The sequence below is a fragment of the Pseudomonas sp. SF2 genome, from assembly GCF_036858055.1.
Lineage (GTDB): Bacteria > Pseudomonadota > Gammaproteobacteria > Pseudomonadales > Pseudomonadaceae > Aquipseudomonas.
The window spans coordinates 1-13,937 of record NZ_JAMBDI010000001.1; the positions used below are offsets into that span (position 1 = coordinate 1).

The following is a 13,937-nucleotide window of genomic DNA, read 5'->3' on the forward strand; positions in this document are numbered from 1 at the left end:
CGTCGGCGCCGGCGTCGTAGCCAAAATCATCGAGTAATCACTCGACCGATTGAAAAAACCCCCGCTCAGCGGGGGTTTTTTTTATTGGGTTGACACTAAATGGGGGCGTCTATAGAATCACGCCTCCTTTTAGCGGGCGTAGTGCGTCCGTTGGGAACAGCCTGGAGTCTGAAATCCAATGCAAAATCAGCAAATCCGTATCAGGTTGAAGGCTTTCGACCATCGCCTGATCGACCAATCCACCCAGGAAATCGTGGAAACCGCGAAACGTACTGGTGCACAAGTGCGTGGTCCAATTCCACTGCCTACCCGCAAAGAGCGTTTCACCGTTCTGGTTTCCCCGCACGTCAACAAAGACGCGCGTGACCAGTACGAGATCCGCACTCATAAGCGTGTTCTGGACATCGTCCAGCCAACGGATAAAACCGTTGATGCGCTGATGAAGCTTGATCTGGCGGCAGGTGTGGAAGTACAGATCAGCCTCGGCTAAGACTTCGGTCTAGTCGTGTAACGCTCTGAAATGGGCGGCCATAGCGGGTGAAAGCCCCGTACACTCATGAGGTTTACAACATGACTATTGGTGTAATCGGTCGCAAATGCGGTATGACCCGCATTTTCACCGAAGAAGGTGTCTCCATTCCGGTCACGGTCATCGAGATCGAGCCGAATCGCGTCACCCAGTTCAAAACTGAAGAAACCGATGGCTACCGTGCAGTGCAAGTCACTGTCGGCGAGCGTCGTGCTTCGCGTGTGACTGCCGCTCAGGCAGGTCACTTCGCCAAGGCCAACGTTGCCGCTGGTCGCGGTGTCTGGGAGTTCCGTCTTGAAGAAGGCGATTTCCAGGCTGGCGATCTGATCAAAGCTGAACTCTTCACTGCAGGCCAGCTGGTAGACGTTACTGGTCAGTCCAAAGGTAAAGGCTTCGCCGGTACCATCAAGCGCTGGAACTTCCGTGGCCAGGACAACACCCACGGTAACTCCGTGTCGCACCGTGTCCCAGGTTCCATCGGCCAGTGCCAGACTCCTGGTCGTGTGTTCAAGGGCAAGAAAATGTCCGGTCACATGGGCGCCGAGCGCGTGACTGTTCAGTCCCTGGAAGTAGTTCGCGTAGACGCTGAACGCAACCTGCTGCTGGTCAAGGGTGCCGTTCCAGGCGCTACTGGCGGCGACGTGGTTGTACGTCCAGCTGTCAAGGCTCGCGGTTAAGGGGAAACTGACATGCAACTCAATGTAAATGACGCTCAGGCGATCGAAGTTTCCGAACTGACTTTCGGTGGCGAATTCAACGAGACGCTGGTACACCAAGCAGTCGTGGCCTACATGGCCGGCGGCCGTCAGGGCACCAAGCAGCAGAAGACCCGTTCCGACGTGGCTGGTGGCGGTAAGCGCCCATGGCGTCAGAAGGGTACTGGCCGTGCTCGTGCTGGTACCACTCGTGGTCCGATCTGGCGTGGCGGTGGTGTAACCTTCGCAGCTCGCCCTCAAGATCACTCGCAGAAGCTCAACAAGAAGATGTACCGCGCAGCCCTGCGCTCCATCCTCGCTGAGCTGGTGCGTAGCGACCGTCTGGTCGTGGTTCAGGACTTCGCTGTTGAAGCGCCGAAAACCAAAGATCTGCTGAACAAGCTGAACGGCATGGGTCTGAACGACGTACTGATCGTTTCCGACGCTGTTGATCAGAACCTGTACCTGGCTGCTCGCAACCTGCCGCACGTCGATGTACGTGACGTACAAGGTTCCGACCCGGTCAGTCTGATCGCATACGAGAAAGTGTTGATCACTGTCTCGGCCGTGAAGAAATTCGAGGAGCTGCTGGGATGAACCAGGAACGCGTATTCAAAGTCCTCCTTGGCCCGCACGTTTCCGAGAAGGCTACCGTTCTGGCTGAGAAAAAAGGCCAGTTCGTATTCAAGGTTGCTACCGATGCAACCAAGCTGGAAATCAAGAAAGCTGTCGAAGGCCTGTTCAACGTAAAAGTTGAAAACGTGTCGACTGTTAACGTTCTGGGTAAAACCAAGCGTACCGCACGTGGTCTGGGCAAGCGTAATGACTGGAAGAAGGCGATCGTCTCCCTTCAGCCAGGCCAAGATCTCGATTTCAGCAGCAGTGCTGAGTAAGGAAGGGGTGCATCATGGCAATCGTTAAATGCAAACCGACTTCCCCTGGCCGCCGTTTCGTGGTCAAGGTGGTCAACCAGGAGCTGCACAAAGGCGCTCCTCACGCACCGCTGATCGAGAAAAAATCGAAGTCTGGTGGTCGTAACAACAATGGCCGCATTACCACTCGTCACGTTGGTGGTGGTCACAAGCAGCATTACCGTCTGGTCGACTTCCGTCGCAACGACAAAGATGGCATCCCAGCCACTGTCGAGCGTATCGAATACGACCCGAACCGTACTGCTCACATCGCCCTGCTGTGCTACGCAGACGGTGAGCGTCGCTACATCATCGCCCCTAAAGGCGTGAGCGCTGGCGACCAGCTGATCGCAGGTGCCCTGGCCCCAATCAAGGCCGGTAACTCCCTGCAGCTGCGCAACATTCCAGTAGGTAGCACCATTCACGGCATCGAACTGAAGCCGGGTAAAGGTGCTCAGATCGCTCGTTCCGCTGGTGCTTCGGCTCAGCTGATCGCTCGCGAAGGTGTCTACGTGACCCTGCGTCTGCGCTCTGGTGAAATGCGTAAAGTCCTGGCTGAGTGCCGTGCGACCCTGGGCGAAGTCTCGAACTCCGAGCACAGCCTGCGTTCGCTGGGTAAAGCTGGTGCCAAACGCTGGCGCGGCGTTCGCCCAACCGTTCGTGGTGTTGCCATGAACCCGGTTGACCACCCACATGGTGGTGGTGAAGGTCGTACCTCCGGTGGTCGTCATCCGGTATCGCCATGGGGCTTCCCAACCAAGGGTGCGAAGACCCGTGGTAATAAGCGTACCGACAACATGATCGTCCGTCGTCGCAAGTAACTAGAGGGATACGACAGTGCCACGTTCTCTGAAAAAAGGTCCTTTTATCGATCTTCACCTGTTGAAGAAGGTCGAAGTGGCGGTGGAGAAGAACGATCGCAAGCCAGTTAAAACCTGGTCGCGCCGTTCGATGATCCTGCCACAAATGGTCGGTCTGACCATCGCGGTACACAACGGTCGTCAACATGTCCCAGTTCTGGTGAACGAAGACATGGTCGGCCACAAACTGGGCGAGTTCGCCGGTACCCGCACCTACCGCGGGCACGTGGCTGACAAGAAAGCCAAGCGTTAAGGGGTAAGGAAATGGAAGTAGCCGCTAAGTTGTCGGGCGCTCGCATCTCCGCCCAGAAAGCCCGCTTGGTCGCCGACCAGATCCGCGGGAAGAAGGTGGGCGAAGCGCTCAACCTGTTGGCCTTCAGCAGCAAAAAAGCCGCTGAAATCATGAAGAAAGTCCTCGAGTCGGCCGTAGCCAACGCCGAACACAACGAAGGCGCAGACGTTGATGACCTGAAGGTCTCCACCGTCTTCGTCAACGAAGGGCGTTCGCTGAAGCGCATCATGCCACGTGCCAAAGGCCGTGCTGATCGCATCGTCAAGCGGTCTTGCCATATCACTGTCAAGGTTGCGGACAAGTAACGGAGTCGATCAGATGGGTCAGAAAGTACATCCCACTGGCATTCGCCTGGGAATCGTCAAGGAGCACACCTCCGTCTGGTACGCAGACGGTGCTACTTACGCAGATTACCTGTTGAAGGATCTGAAAACGCGTGAGTACCTCCAGGACAAACTAAAAAGCGCGTCCGTAAGCCGTATCGATATTCATCGTCCGGCTCAAACTGCACGCATCACCATCCACACCGCTCGTCCAGGTATCGTTATCGGGAAGAAAGGTGAAGATGTCGAGAAGCTGCGTCAGGACCTGACCAAGCAGATGGGTGTGCCTGTGCACATCAACATCGAAGAGATCCGCAAGCCGGAACTCGACGCTATGCTGGTTGCGCAGAGCGTAGCTCAGCAGCTGGAACGCCGCGTAATGTTCCGTCGCGCCATGAAGCGCGCCGTGCAGAACGCCATGCGTATTGGTGCCAAGGGCATCAAGATCCAGGTGAGCGGTCGTCTCGGCGGTGCTGAGATTGCTCGTACCGAGTGGTATCGCGAAGGTCGTGTGCCTCTGCACACCCTGCGTGCCGATATCGACTACAACACCTACGAAGCTCACACCACTTACGGTGTGATCGGTGTGAAGGTTTGGATCTTCAAAGGCGAAGTAATTGGTGGTCGCCAAGAAGAGCTGAAACCACAAGCACCAGCGCCTCGTAAAAAAGCTGCTAAGTAAGGGGTACGCCAAATGTTGCAACCAAAGCGTACAAAATTCCGCAAGCAGATGACCGGCCACAACCGTGGTCTGGCACTGCGCGGTAGCAAAGTCAGCTTCGGCGAATTCGCCCTGAAAGCTGTTGCTCGCGGTCGCCTCACCGCTCGCCAGATCGAGTCCGCACGTCGTGCGCTGACCCGTCACGTAAAACGTGGCGGCAAGATCTGGATCCGTGTGTTCCCGGACAAGCCGATCTCCAAGAAGCCTCTCGAGGTTCGTATGGGTAAAGGTAAGGGTTCCGTGGAATACTGGGTTGCCCAGATTCAGCCAGGCAAAGTCCTGTATGAAATCGAGGGTGTTTCTGAAGAGCTGGCGCGCGAAGCTTTCGCCCTGGCTGCTGCAAAGCTGCCTCTCGCCACCTCCTTTGTTAAGCGGACGGTGATGTGATGAAAGCGAATGAACTTCGTGAAAAATCGGCACAGCAACTGAATGAGCAACTGCTCGGCTTGCTGCGCGACCAGTTCAATCTGCGTATGCAGAAAGCAACTGGCCAGTTGGGGCAGTCGCACCTGCTCTCGCAAGTTAAGCGTGACATCGCTCGCGTGAAAACTGTGCTCAACCAGCAGGCAGGTAAGTGATCATGGCTGAAGCTGAAAAAACCGTCCGTACGCTGACTGGCCGTGTCGTCAGCGACAAAATGGACAAGACCATCACCGTTCTGATCGAGCGTCGCGTCAAGCACCCGATCTACGGTAAATACGTTAAGCGTTCGACTAAGCTGCACGCGCACGACGAAGCCAACCAGTGCAAGATCGGCGACAAGGTTTCCATCCGTGAAACCCGTCCGCTGGCCAAGACCAAGTCCTGGGCACTGGTTGAAGTCCTCGAACGCGCTGTTGAAGTCTAAGGGCGAAGGGTCGGAGAAATTTTATGATTCAGACTCAATCCATGCTCGATGTGGCCGATAACAGCGGCGCTCGTCGCGTCATGTGCATCAAGGTTCTCGGCGGTTCGCACCGCCGTTACGCCGGCATCGGTGACATCATCAAGGTAACCGTCAAGGAAGCAATTCCGCGCGGTAAGGTCAAGAAAGGCCAAGTGATGACTGCTGTTGTCGTGCGTACCCGTCACGGTGTTCGTCGCGCTGACGGTTCCATCATTCGTTTCGACGGCAACGCTGCTGTTCTGCTGAACAACAAGCAAGAGCCGATCGGCACTCGCATCTTCGGGCCAGTGACCCGTGAACTTCGTACCGAGAAGTTCATGAAGATCGTCTCGCTCGCCCCTGAAGTGCTGTAAGGAGATCCGACATGCAAAAGATTCGTCGTGACGACGAGATCATCGTGATCGCCGGCAAAGACAAAGGTAAGCGCGGTAAGGTGCTGAAGGTTCTGGCTGATAACCGTCTGGTTGTTGGTGGCGTGAACCTGGTCAAGCGTCATACCAAGCCTAACCCGATGGCGGGCGTACAGGGCGGTATCGTCGAAAAAGAAGCGCCTCTGCACGCTTCCAACGTTGCCATCTTCAACGGCGAAACCAACAAGGCTGACCGCGTTGGTTTCAAAGTAGAAGACGGTAAAAAAATTCGTGTCTTCAAGTCGACCCAAAAAGCGGTTGATGCTTGAACACTGCTAGGTAGAAGACCATGGCACGACTGAAAGAGATTTACCGGAACGAAATCGCTCCTAAGCTTAAGGAAGAACTTAAGCTGTCGAACGTGATGGAAGTTCCGCGCGTTACCAAGATCACCCTGAACATGGGTCTGGGCGAAGCGATCGGCGACAAGAAAGTCATCGAGCACGCTGTTGCCGACCTGGAAAAGATCACCGGTCAAAAGCCGGTCGTGACTTTCGCTCGTAAATCCATCGCGGGCTTCAAAGTCCGTGAAGGCTGGCCGATCGGCGTCAAGGTGACCCTGCGTCGCGACAAGATGTACGAATTCCTGGACCGCCTGCTGGCGATCTCCCTGCCTCGGGTTCGCGACTTCCGCGGCCTGAATGCCAAGTCCTTCGATGGCCGTGGCAACTACAGCATGGGCGTGAAAGAGCAGATCATCTTCCCGGAAATCGACTACGACAAGATCGATGCTCTGCGCGGTTTGGACATCACCCTGACCACCACTGCTCGTTCGGACGACGAAGGCCGCGCTCTGCTGCGTGCTTTCAAGTTCCCGTTCCGCAACTGATTGGAGTAGGAAAATGGCCAAGAAGAGCATGAAAAACCGCGAGCTGAAGCGTCAGCTCACGGTAGCCAAGTACGCCAAAAAGCGTGCCGAGCTGAAAGCGACCATCGTCAACCTGAACGCCTCTCCTGAAGAGCGTTTCGCTGCCGTTGTCGCCCTGCAGAAGCAGCCACGTGATGCCAGCGCCTCGCGTCTGCGCAACCGTTGCCGCCTGACCGGTCGTCCTCACGGTGTATACCGTAAGTTCGGCCTGGGCCGTAACATGCTGCGTCAAGCTGCAATGCGCGGTGACGTACCAGGTCTGGTCAAGGCCTCCTGGTAATCGCTGCAGGCAGGATCCCGGCGGAAGGGGAGCAATCTTCCGACCGCCGGTGACTTCGCCAACAAACAAGCCCCTATATGGGGCTTGTTTCGTTTCTGCCTTGTGTCTAGAATGACCGGCTCACCTGAGCCTGGGTTTTTTGCCCTGTCCGCTCGGGTGGTTGTGATAGCCGCAAGGCTAATAATTCTTGTATCAGGAGCATCTAGCCCATGAGTATGCAGGACCCGTTAGCGGACATGCTAACTCGCATCCGTAATGCCCAGATGGCTGAAAAGTCCGTCGTAAGCATGCCTTCCTCCACCCTGAAGGTCGCGGTTGCCAAAGTTCTGAAAGACGAAGGTTACATCGCCGGCTACCAGGTAACTGGTGAGGCCAAGCCTTCCCTGTCGATCGAACTGAAGTACTTCGAAGGCCGTCCGGTCATCGAGGAACTGAAGCGCTCCAGCCGTCCAGGCCTGCGCCAGTACAAGTCCGTCGCAGAACTGCCGAAAGTACGTGGCGGTCTGGGCGTGTCTATCGTCTCCACCAACAAAGGTGTGATGACTGATCGCGCTGCGCGCGCTGCCGGTGTCGGCGGCGAAGTTCTGTGCACAGTGTTCTAAGGGGAGATAGGCATGTCTCGCGTCGCTAAGAACCCCGTTAAGCTGCCAGCAGGTGTCGAAGTCAAATTCGCCGGCCAGCAGCTTTCGGTGAAGGGTGCCAAAGGCACTCTCGAACTGAACGTTCACTCGTCTGTTGAAGTTACCGAAGAGTCTGGCGAGCTGCGTTTCGTCGCTCGTAACGGTGACCAGCAAGCTCGCGCCATGGCCGGTACCACCCGCGCTCTGGTGAACAACATGGTCCAGGGCGTAAGCCAAGGCTTCGAGCGCAAGCTCCAGCTGGTCGGTGTTGGTTACAAGGCGCAGGCCAAGGGCACCGTCCTGAACCTGGCCCTGGGCTTCTCGCACCCAGTGGACTACGAACTGCCAGCCGGTATCACCGCTGAAACCCCAAGCCAGACCGACATCCTGATCAAGGGTATCGACAAGCAGCTGGTGGGTCAGGTGGCCGCTGAAATCCGCGACTTCCGTCCGCCAGAGCCTTACAAAGGCAAGGGTGTGCGTTACGCGGACGAAGTAGTCCGTCGTAAAGAAGCCAAGAAGAAGTAGGGCCTAGCAAATGACCGACAAAAAAGTTACTCGACTGCGTCGCGCTCGCAAAGCACGTCTCAAGATGCACGAACTCGAAGTCGTGCGCCTGTGCGTGTTCCGCTCCTCGCAGCACATCTACGCCCAGGTCATTTCGGCCGACGGCAGCAAGGTTCTGGCAAGCGCCTCGACCTTGGACAAAGAACTGCGTGATGGCGCCACTGGCAACATCGACGCGGCCACTAAGGTTGGCAAGCTGGTAGCTGAGCGTGCGAAAGCCGCCGGTGTATCTCAAGTTGCCTTTGACCGTTCCGGCTTCAAGTACCATGGCCGCGTCAAAGCGCTGGCTGATGCTGCTCGTGAAGGCGGGCTGGAGTTCTAAGTTATGGCAAATAACGATCAAAAGCGCGACGAAGGCTACATCGAGAAGCTGGTTCAAGTTAACCGCGTTGCCAAAACCGTAAAAGGCGGCCGTATCTTCACTTTCACCGCGCTGACCGTGGTAGGTGATGGTAAAGGTCGTGTTGGCTTCGGCCGTGGCAAGTCGCGCGAAGTACCTGCCGCGATCCAGAAAGCCATGGAAGCTGCTCGCCGCAACATGATCCAGGTTGACCTGAAGGGCACCACCCTGCAGTACGCCACCAAGGCTGCCCACGGCGCCTCGAAGGTTTACATGCAGCCTGCCTCGGAAGGTACCGGTATCATCGCCGGTGGCGCAATGCGTGCTGTCCTGGAAGTTGCTGGTGTTCAGAACGTTCTGGCCAAGTGCTACGGTTCGACCAACCCTGTGAACGTGGTTTACGCCACCTTCAAGGGTCTGAAAGCCATGCAATCTCCTGAATCCATTGCTGCCAAGCGCGGCAAGAGCGTCGAGGAGATCTTCTGATCATGGCAACCGTAAAAGTAACGCTGATCAAGAGCGTCTCGGGCCGTCTGCCTAACCACAAGCTGTGCGTTAAAGGCCTGGGTCTGCGTCGCATCGGTCACACTGTAGAAGTCCAGGATACTCCCGAAAACCGCGGGATGATCAACAAGGCTTACTACATGCTGAAGGTCGAGGGTTAATCGATGAAACTCAATGATCTGAGTCCAGCGCCGGGTTCCCGTCGCGAGAAGCATCGTCCAGGTCGTGGTATCGGTAGCGGTCTGGGTAAGACCGGCGGCCGTGGCCACAAAGGTCAGACTTCCCGTTCGGGTGGTTCGATCGCTCCTGGCTTCGAAGGCGGTCAACAGCCGCTGCACCGTCGTCTGCCGAAGTTCGGCTTCGTTTCCCTGAAAGCCATGGACCGCGCCGAAGTGCGTCTGTCCGAGCTGGCCAAGGTGGAAGGCGACGTGATCTCCGTGCAATCCCTGAAGGATGCCAACGTGATCGGCCAGAACGTACAGCGCGTGAAAATCATGCTGTCTGGCGAAGTCACTCGCGCAGTCACCATCAAGGGTATCGCAGCCACCAAGGGTGCGCGTGCGGCTATCGAAGCAGCTGGCGGCAAGTTCGAGGAATAAATGGCTAAGCAAGGTGCTCTCTCTTCGCTCGGTAAGGGCGGGATGTCGGAACTCTGGGCTCGTCTGCGCTTTCTGTTCATGGCGATCATCGTCTATCGGATAGGTGCGCATATCCCGGTTCCTGGCATCAATCCGGACCGTCTGGCGGATCTGTTTCGGCAGAATGAGGGGACCATTCTTAGCTTGTTCAACATGTTTTCCGGTGGCGCGCTCGAGCGCATGAGCATCTTTGCACTGGGGATCATGCCGTACATCTCGGCATCGATCATCATGCAGCTGATGACGGCGGTCAGCCCGCAACTGGAGCAGTTGAAGAAGGAAGGTGAAGCTGGCCGTCGCAAGATCAGCCAGTACACCCGCTACGGCACCGTTATCCTGGCACTGGTTCAAGCCATTGGCATGTCCATTGGCCTGGCCAACCAGGGCGTGGCGTTTTCTGTAGGTCTGGGCTTCCATGTCGTCGCCGTCTCCACCTTCGTGGCAGGCGCGATGTTCATGATGTGGCTGGGCGAGCAGATCACCGAGCGCGGTGTGGGCAACGGTATCTCGATGTTGATCTTCGCAGGTATCGTTGCCGGTCTTCCGAGAGCAATCGGGCAGTCTTTCGAGTCTGCGCGCACAGGCGATATCAATATTTTCGCCCTGGTCGCTATCGGTTTGCTGGCAGTAGCGATTATCGGCTTCGTGGTGTTCATTGAGCGTGGTCAGCGTCGTATCGCCGTTCACTACGCCAAGCGTCAGCAGGGCCGCAAGGTCTTCGCTGCGCAGACCAGCCACTTGCCGCTGAAAGTGAACATGGCGGGGGTCATCCCGGCCATTTTCGCGAGCAGCATTCTGCTGTTCCCGGCTTCGCTGGGTGCCTGGTTCGGTCAGTCCGAAGGTATGGGCTGGCTGCAGGACATCTCGCAGTCGATCGCTCCTGGTCAGCCGTTGAACATTTTGCTGTTTAGTGCAGGGATCATTTTCTTCTGCTTCTTCTACACAGCGCTGATGTTCAATCCGAAAGACGTAGCGGAAAACCTGAAGAAGTCCGGTGCCTTTATTCCGGGTATCCGTCCTGGTGAGCAGTCGGCACGCTACATTGATGGCGTTCTGACCCGTCTGACCATGTTCGGTGCTCTTTACATGATGGCCGTCTGCCTTCTGCCCCAGTTCCTGGTGGTGGCAGCAAATGTGCCGTTCTACCTTGGCGGGACCTCGTTGCTGATTGTGGTAGTGGTTGTGATGGACTTCATGTCCCAAGTACAATCGCACCTCGTTTCGCACCAGTACGAATCCCTGATGAAGAAAGCCAACCTGAAAGGCTACGGTGGCAGCGGTCTGCTGCGCTGATACGCCCCTAAGGTTCGAGGAGTCGGTAATGAAAGTTCGTGCATCGGTGAAAAAGCTGTGCCGTAACTGCAAGATCATCCGTCGCGAAGGCGTCGTACGAGTGATCTGCAGCGCGGAACCGCGTCACAAACAGCGCCAAGGCTGAGTGTGATCTGCGCTTCAAACCCAGCAGCTAGTGTGCTGCTGGGTTGATTATTCGTTTCTACAGCGATATTATCTCGCGCCCTATTTCTTGGCTTCCGGGGCGTAGGTAGCTGTCAATTGGAGTCCCACTGAATGGCCCGTATTGCAGGCGTCAACATTCCAGATAACAAGCATGCTGTTATCTCGCTGACCTACATCTATGGTGTCGGTCGCACTACTGCACAGAAGATCTGTGCAGACGCTGGTGTAAACCCAGCCGCTAAGATCAAGGATCTGAGCGACGAGCAAATCGAAACCCTGCGTGGCGAAGTCGCGAAGTTCACCACCGAAGGTGACCTGCGTCGTGACATCAACATGAAGATCAAGCGCTTGATGGACCTGGGTTGCTACCGCGGCCTGCGTCATCGTAAAGGTCTGCCGGTTCGCGGTCAGCGCACCAAGACCAACGCACGCACCCGTAAGGGCCCGCGTAAGCCGATCCGCAAGTAATCGCCCAGGAATATAGACATGGCAAAACCTGCTGCTCGTCCTCGTAAGAAAGTCAAAAAGACAGTGGTTGATGGCATCGCCCACATCCATGCCTCTTTCAACAACACCATCGTGACCATCACCGACCGTCAGGGCAACGCTTTGTCCTGGGCGACCTCCGGTGGTTCGGGTTTCCGTGGTTCGCGCAAATCCACCCCGTTCGCAGCCCAGATCGCTGCTGAGCGTGCTGGTCAAGCTGCGCTGGAATACGGTCTGAAGAACCTCGACGTAAACGTCAAGGGTCCAGGTCCAGGTCGTGAGTCCGCCGTTCGTGCACTGAACAGCTGCGGCTACAAGATCGCCAGCATCACCGACGTGACGCCAATCCCGCACAACGGGTGCCGTCCGCCGAAGAAGCGTCGCGTGTAATCAGGAGACAGATAAATGGCACGTTACATTGGTCCAAAATGCAAACTGTCTCGTCGTGAAGGCACTGACCTGTTCCTGAAGAGCGGCGTTCGCGCTCTGGAATCGAAGTGCAACATCGAAGCAGCCCCAGGTATCCACGGCCAGCGCCGTGGCCGTCAGTCCGACTACGGCACCCAGCTGCGCGAGAAGCAAAAAGTTCGTCGTATCTACGGTGTTCTGGAGCGTCAGTTCCGCGGTTACTACCAGGCTGCAGCCTCGAAAAAAGGCGCAACCGGTGAAAACCTGCTGCAACTGCTCGAGTGCCGTCTGGATAACGTCGTCTACCGTATGGGCTTCGGCTCGACTCGTTCCGAGTCCCGTCAGCTGGTTTCGCACAAAGCGATCAGCGTCAACGGTAAGACTGTAAACATTCCATCCTACCAAGTTCGTCCGGGTGACGTGGTCGCGGTTCGCGAGAAGTCGCTGAACCAGCTGCGCATTGTTCAAGCCCTTGAACTGTGCGCCCAGCGTGGCCGCGTTGAGTGGGTTGATGTGGATGCTGCTAAAAAGTCGGGCGTTTTCAAGAACGTTCCTGCTCGCAGCGACCTGTCTGCCGACATCAACGAGAACCTGATTGTCGAGCTCTACTCCAAGTAAGGGCTAGAAAATAGGTGCATCCATGCAGATTTCGGTAAATGAGTTCCTGACTCCCCGCCACATTGATGTGCAGGTAGTCAGTCCGACCCGCGCCAAGATCACGCTCGAGCCTCTCGAGCGTGGCTTCGGCCATACCCTGGGCAACGCGCTGCGCCGCATCCTGTTGTCCTCCATGCCTGGCTGTGCAGTAGTCGAGGCCGAGATCGACGGCGTACTCCACGAGTACTCCGCGATCGAAGGTGTTCAGGAAGACGTAATTGAAATCCTGTTGAACCTGAAAGGCCTGGCTATCAAACTGCACGGTCGTGACGAAGTTACGCTGACCTTGTCGAAAAAGGGTTCGGGGGTGGTTACCGCTGCCGATATTCAGCTGGATCACGATGTCGAGATCGTCAACCCCGATCACGTAATCGCGAACCTGGCGTCGAACGGCGCCCTGAACATGAAGCTCACTGTAGCTCGTGGTCGTGGTTACGAGCCGGCCGACTCCCGTCAAACCGACGAAGACGAAAGCCGTAGCATTGGCCGTCTGCAGCTGGACGCTTCGTTCAGCCCGGTGCGTCGTATCGCCTATGTGGTCGAGAACGCCCGTGTTGAACAGCGTACCAACCTGGACAAGCTGGTCATTGATCTGGAAACCAACGGCACCCTGGATCCTGAAGAGGCTATCCGCCGCGCTGCGACCATCCTGCAACAGCAGCTGGCCGCGTTCGTCGACCTCAAAGGTGACAGCGAGCCTGTCGTAGTCGAGCAGGAAGACGAGATCGATCCGATCCTGCTGCGTCCGGTTGACGACCTGGAACTGACTGTACGTTCGGCCAACTGCCTCAAGGCGGAGAACATCTACTACATCGGCGACCTGATTCAGCGTACCGAAGTAGAGCTGTTGAAGACTCCTAACCTGGGCAAGAAGTCCCTGACTGAAATCAAGGACGTCCTGGCCTCTCGTGGTCTGTCTCTCGGCATGCGCCTCGACAACTGGCCGCCTGCAAGTCTTAAGAAAGACGACAAGGCGACCGCCTGATCGTCGTAATCACCGAACGTAGTGTTTGGTAAGGAATGAATCATGCGTCATCGTAAAAGTGGACGTCACCTGAGCCGTACCAGCTCTCACCGCAAGGCTATGTTCCAGAACATGGCAGTGTCGCTGATCGAGCACGAGCTGATCAAAACCACCCTGCCGAAAGCCAAGGAACTGCGCCGCGTTGCCGAGCCGCTGATCACCCTGGCCAAGGAAGACAGCGTAGCTAACCGCCGTCTGGCCTTCGACCGTACCCGTTCGAAGTCCGCTGTTGGCAAGCTGTTCAACGACCTGGGCAAGCGTTACGCCACCCGTCAGGGCGGCTACCTGCGCATCCTGAAGTGCGGTTTCCGCGCTGGCGACAACGCCCCTATGGCGTACGTCGAGCTGGTTGATCGTCCGGTCGGCGGTGCTGTAGAAGCTGCTGAGTAAGACGTTCTGTCTGCTACAAAGAACCGGGCCTAGTGCCCGGTTTTTTGTTGCTACATGCATTGTTTATTTC

The 13,937-nt window shown here is 56.6% G+C and carries 28 protein-coding genes; all 28 read left to right on the forward strand.

What is annotated here, in order from left to right:
- Positions 1-178: 178 nt before the first annotated feature.
- Entirely contained in the window at positions 179-490 is a 312-nt protein-coding gene (gene rpsJ, locus M2S36_RS00005; protein ID WP_003186070.1) for a 30S ribosomal protein S10, read from the forward strand.
- 80 nt (positions 491-570) lie between these two features.
- The gene (rplC, locus tag M2S36_RS00010; protein WP_003257089.1) at positions 571-1,206 is read left to right on the forward strand and encodes a 50S ribosomal protein L3; all 636 of its coding nucleotides are present in this window, start codon (positions 571-573) and stop codon (positions 1,204-1,206) included.
- Between the two features lie 12 nt (positions 1,207-1,218).
- Positions 1,219-1,821 carry a 50S ribosomal protein L4 gene (gene rplD, locus M2S36_RS00015; protein ID WP_008089819.1) on the forward strand — a complete coding sequence of 201 codons (603 nt, stop codon included), beginning with the start codon at positions 1,219-1,221 and terminating at the stop codon, positions 1,819-1,821.
- Positions 1,818-2,117 carry a 50S ribosomal protein L23 gene (rplW, locus tag M2S36_RS00020; protein ID WP_003255484.1) on the forward strand — a complete coding sequence of 100 codons (300 nt, stop codon included), beginning with the start codon at positions 1,818-1,820 and terminating at the stop codon, positions 2,115-2,117. Before rplD ends, rplW begins: the two co-directional genes overlap by 4 nt.
- 14 nt (positions 2,118-2,131) lie before the next feature.
- The gene (rplB, locus tag M2S36_RS00025) at positions 2,132-2,956 is read left to right on the forward strand and encodes a 50S ribosomal protein L2 (RefSeq protein WP_015268750.1); all 825 of its coding nucleotides are present in this window, start codon (positions 2,132-2,134) and stop codon (positions 2,954-2,956) included.
- Between the two features lie 16 nt (positions 2,957-2,972).
- On the forward strand, positions 2,973-3,248 hold the full coding sequence (rpsS, locus tag M2S36_RS00030; protein WP_003255482.1) for a 30S ribosomal protein S19: 276 nt from the start codon (positions 2,973-2,975) through the stop codon (positions 3,246-3,248).
- An 11-nt stretch (positions 3,249-3,259) separates the two neighbouring features.
- Positions 3,260-3,592, forward strand: coding sequence for a 50S ribosomal protein L22 (gene rplV, locus M2S36_RS00035; protein ID WP_003103908.1), 333 nt, complete (start codon positions 3,260-3,262; stop codon positions 3,590-3,592).
- A 13-nt stretch (positions 3,593-3,605) separates the two neighbouring features.
- Positions 3,606-4,292 (forward strand): 30S ribosomal protein S3, encoded by a 687-nt coding sequence (rpsC, locus tag M2S36_RS00040; RefSeq protein WP_003255481.1) that lies wholly within the window; start codon positions 3,606-3,608, stop codon positions 4,290-4,292.
- Between the two features lie 12 nt (positions 4,293-4,304).
- The gene (rplP, locus tag M2S36_RS00045; protein WP_003255479.1) at positions 4,305-4,718 is read left to right on the forward strand and encodes a 50S ribosomal protein L16; all 414 of its coding nucleotides are present in this window, start codon (positions 4,305-4,307) and stop codon (positions 4,716-4,718) included.
- The gene (gene rpmC / locus M2S36_RS00050; RefSeq protein WP_002555481.1) at positions 4,718-4,909 is read left to right on the forward strand and encodes a 50S ribosomal protein L29; all 192 of its coding nucleotides are present in this window, start codon (positions 4,718-4,720) and stop codon (positions 4,907-4,909) included. Before rplP ends, rpmC begins: the two co-directional genes overlap by 1 nt.
- A gap of 2 nt (positions 4,910-4,911) precedes the next feature.
- Positions 4,912-5,178, forward strand: a complete 267-nt coding sequence (gene rpsQ / locus M2S36_RS00055) for a 30S ribosomal protein S17 (protein ID WP_003255478.1) — start codon at positions 4,912-4,914, stop codon at positions 5,176-5,178.
- A 23-nt stretch (positions 5,179-5,201) separates the two neighbouring features.
- Positions 5,202-5,570 (forward strand): 50S ribosomal protein L14, encoded by a 369-nt coding sequence (gene rplN / locus M2S36_RS00060; RefSeq protein ID WP_002555479.1) that lies wholly within the window; start codon positions 5,202-5,204, stop codon positions 5,568-5,570.
- An 11-nt stretch (positions 5,571-5,581) separates the two neighbouring features.
- On the forward strand, positions 5,582-5,896 hold the full coding sequence (gene rplX / locus M2S36_RS00065) for a 50S ribosomal protein L24 (protein ID WP_013970637.1): 315 nt from the start codon (positions 5,582-5,584) through the stop codon (positions 5,894-5,896).
- 20 nt (positions 5,897-5,916) lie between these two features.
- Positions 5,917-6,456: a 50S ribosomal protein L5 gene (gene rplE, locus M2S36_RS00070; protein ID WP_003257095.1), complete on the forward strand. Its 540-nt coding sequence runs from the start codon at positions 5,917-5,919 to the stop codon at positions 6,454-6,456.
- Positions 6,457-6,469: 13 nt separating this feature from the next.
- A complete protein-coding gene (gene rpsN / locus M2S36_RS00075; protein ID WP_013970638.1) occupies positions 6,470-6,775 on the forward strand; it encodes a 30S ribosomal protein S14 in 306 nt (101 codons plus the stop codon).
- A 209-nt stretch (positions 6,776-6,984) separates the two neighbouring features.
- Positions 6,985-7,377: a 30S ribosomal protein S8 gene (rpsH, locus tag M2S36_RS00080; protein WP_009681971.1), complete on the forward strand. Its 393-nt coding sequence runs from the start codon at positions 6,985-6,987 to the stop codon at positions 7,375-7,377.
- Between the two features lie 12 nt (positions 7,378-7,389).
- Positions 7,390-7,923, forward strand: a complete 534-nt coding sequence (gene rplF, locus M2S36_RS00085; protein ID WP_009681972.1) for a 50S ribosomal protein L6 — start codon at positions 7,390-7,392, stop codon at positions 7,921-7,923.
- 10 nt (positions 7,924-7,933) lie between these two features.
- On the forward strand, positions 7,934-8,284 hold the full coding sequence (rplR, locus tag M2S36_RS00090) for a 50S ribosomal protein L18 (protein ID WP_009397496.1): 351 nt from the start codon (positions 7,934-7,936) through the stop codon (positions 8,282-8,284).
- A gap of 3 nt (positions 8,285-8,287) precedes the next feature.
- Positions 8,288-8,788: a 30S ribosomal protein S5 gene (gene rpsE / locus M2S36_RS00095; protein ID WP_003255465.1), complete on the forward strand. Its 501-nt coding sequence runs from the start codon at positions 8,288-8,290 to the stop codon at positions 8,786-8,788.
- A 2-nt stretch (positions 8,789-8,790) separates the two neighbouring features.
- The gene (rpmD, locus tag M2S36_RS00100; protein WP_003255463.1) at positions 8,791-8,967 is read left to right on the forward strand and encodes a 50S ribosomal protein L30; all 177 of its coding nucleotides are present in this window, start codon (positions 8,791-8,793) and stop codon (positions 8,965-8,967) included.
- A gap of 3 nt (positions 8,968-8,970) precedes the next feature.
- Positions 8,971-9,405, forward strand: coding sequence for a 50S ribosomal protein L15 (rplO, locus tag M2S36_RS00105; protein WP_003257107.1), 435 nt, complete (start codon positions 8,971-8,973; stop codon positions 9,403-9,405).
- Positions 9,406-10,737 carry a preprotein translocase subunit SecY gene (gene secY / locus M2S36_RS00110; RefSeq protein ID WP_003257108.1) on the forward strand — a complete coding sequence of 444 codons (1,332 nt, stop codon included), beginning with the start codon at positions 9,406-9,408 and terminating at the stop codon, positions 10,735-10,737. It begins immediately after the preceding gene.
- 28 nt (positions 10,738-10,765) lie between these two features.
- On the forward strand, positions 10,766-10,882 hold the full coding sequence (rpmJ, locus tag M2S36_RS00115; protein ID WP_002555468.1) for a 50S ribosomal protein L36: 117 nt from the start codon (positions 10,766-10,768) through the stop codon (positions 10,880-10,882).
- A 131-nt stretch (positions 10,883-11,013) separates the two neighbouring features.
- Positions 11,014-11,370, forward strand: a complete 357-nt coding sequence (rpsM, locus tag M2S36_RS00120) for a 30S ribosomal protein S13 (RefSeq protein WP_003257112.1) — start codon at positions 11,014-11,016, stop codon at positions 11,368-11,370.
- 18 nt (positions 11,371-11,388) lie between these two features.
- Positions 11,389-11,778, forward strand: coding sequence for a 30S ribosomal protein S11 (rpsK, locus tag M2S36_RS00125; protein ID WP_003255454.1), 390 nt, complete (start codon positions 11,389-11,391; stop codon positions 11,776-11,778).
- 15 nt (positions 11,779-11,793) lie between these two features.
- Positions 11,794-12,414, forward strand: a complete 621-nt coding sequence (rpsD, locus tag M2S36_RS00130) for a 30S ribosomal protein S4 (protein WP_003257114.1) — start codon at positions 11,794-11,796, stop codon at positions 12,412-12,414.
- A 22-nt stretch (positions 12,415-12,436) separates the two neighbouring features.
- Complete coding sequence (locus tag M2S36_RS00135) at positions 12,437-13,438, forward strand: DNA-directed RNA polymerase subunit alpha (protein ID WP_003255452.1); 1,002 nt, start codon at positions 12,437-12,439, stop codon at positions 13,436-13,438.
- A gap of 42 nt (positions 13,439-13,480) precedes the next feature.
- Complete coding sequence (rplQ, locus tag M2S36_RS00140; protein ID WP_003255451.1) at positions 13,481-13,867, forward strand: 50S ribosomal protein L17; 387 nt, start codon at positions 13,481-13,483, stop codon at positions 13,865-13,867.
- Positions 13,868-13,937 lie beyond the last annotated feature (70 nt).

Bases quoted from the DNA above. Each gene is read 5' to 3' on its own strand.
- rpsH (WP_009681971.1), top strand. From the start codon at position 6,985: ATGAGTATGCAGGACCCGTTAGCGGACATGCTAACTCGCATCCGTAAT.
- rplW (WP_003255484.1), top strand. From the start codon at position 1,818: ATGAACCAGGAACGCGTATTCAAAGTCCTCCTTGGCCCGCACGTTTCC.
- rplQ (WP_003255451.1), top strand. From the start codon at position 13,481: ATGCGTCATCGTAAAAGTGGACGTCACCTGAGCCGTACCAGCTCTCAC.
- rpsM (WP_003257112.1), top strand. From the start codon at position 11,014: ATGGCCCGTATTGCAGGCGTCAACATTCCAGATAACAAGCATGCTGTT.
- rplN (WP_002555479.1), top strand. From the start codon at position 5,202: ATGATTCAGACTCAATCCATGCTCGATGTGGCCGATAACAGCGGCGCT.
- rplB (WP_015268750.1), top strand. From the start codon at position 2,132: ATGGCAATCGTTAAATGCAAACCGACTTCCCCTGGCCGCCGTTTCGTG.
- rpsN (WP_013970638.1), top strand. From the start codon at position 6,470: ATGGCCAAGAAGAGCATGAAAAACCGCGAGCTGAAGCGTCAGCTCACG.
- rplO (WP_003257107.1), top strand. From the start codon at position 8,971: ATGAAACTCAATGATCTGAGTCCAGCGCCGGGTTCCCGTCGCGAGAAG.
- rplP (WP_003255479.1), top strand. From the start codon at position 4,305: ATGTTGCAACCAAAGCGTACAAAATTCCGCAAGCAGATGACCGGCCAC.
- rpsJ (WP_003186070.1), top strand. From the start codon at position 179: ATGCAAAATCAGCAAATCCGTATCAGGTTGAAGGCTTTCGACCATCGC.
- rpmC (WP_002555481.1), top strand. From the start codon at position 4,718: ATGAAAGCGAATGAACTTCGTGAAAAATCGGCACAGCAACTGAATGAG.
- M2S36_RS00135 (WP_003255452.1), top strand. From the start codon at position 12,437: ATGCAGATTTCGGTAAATGAGTTCCTGACTCCCCGCCACATTGATGTG.
- rplC (WP_003257089.1), top strand. From the start codon at position 571: ATGACTATTGGTGTAATCGGTCGCAAATGCGGTATGACCCGCATTTTC.
- rpmD (WP_003255463.1), top strand. From the start codon at position 8,791: ATGGCAACCGTAAAAGTAACGCTGATCAAGAGCGTCTCGGGCCGTCTG.
- rpsD (WP_003257114.1), top strand. From the start codon at position 11,794: ATGGCACGTTACATTGGTCCAAAATGCAAACTGTCTCGTCGTGAAGGC.
- rpsE (WP_003255465.1), top strand. From the start codon at position 8,288: ATGGCAAATAACGATCAAAAGCGCGACGAAGGCTACATCGAGAAGCTG.
- rplE (WP_003257095.1), top strand. From the start codon at position 5,917: ATGGCACGACTGAAAGAGATTTACCGGAACGAAATCGCTCCTAAGCTT.
- secY (WP_003257108.1), top strand. From the start codon at position 9,406: ATGGCTAAGCAAGGTGCTCTCTCTTCGCTCGGTAAGGGCGGGATGTCG.
- rpsK (WP_003255454.1), top strand. From the start codon at position 11,389: ATGGCAAAACCTGCTGCTCGTCCTCGTAAGAAAGTCAAAAAGACAGTG.
- rpsQ (WP_003255478.1), top strand. From the start codon at position 4,912: ATGGCTGAAGCTGAAAAAACCGTCCGTACGCTGACTGGCCGTGTCGTC.
- rpsC (WP_003255481.1), top strand. From the start codon at position 3,606: ATGGGTCAGAAAGTACATCCCACTGGCATTCGCCTGGGAATCGTCAAG.
- rplF (WP_009681972.1), top strand. From the start codon at position 7,390: ATGTCTCGCGTCGCTAAGAACCCCGTTAAGCTGCCAGCAGGTGTCGAA.
- rplR (WP_009397496.1), top strand. From the start codon at position 7,934: ATGACCGACAAAAAAGTTACTCGACTGCGTCGCGCTCGCAAAGCACGT.
- rplD (WP_008089819.1), top strand. From the start codon at position 1,219: ATGCAACTCAATGTAAATGACGCTCAGGCGATCGAAGTTTCCGAACTG.
- rplX (WP_013970637.1), top strand. From the start codon at position 5,582: ATGCAAAAGATTCGTCGTGACGACGAGATCATCGTGATCGCCGGCAAA.
- rpmJ (WP_002555468.1), top strand. From the start codon at position 10,766: ATGAAAGTTCGTGCATCGGTGAAAAAGCTGTGCCGTAACTGCAAGATC.
- rplV (WP_003103908.1), top strand. From the start codon at position 3,260: ATGGAAGTAGCCGCTAAGTTGTCGGGCGCTCGCATCTCCGCCCAGAAA.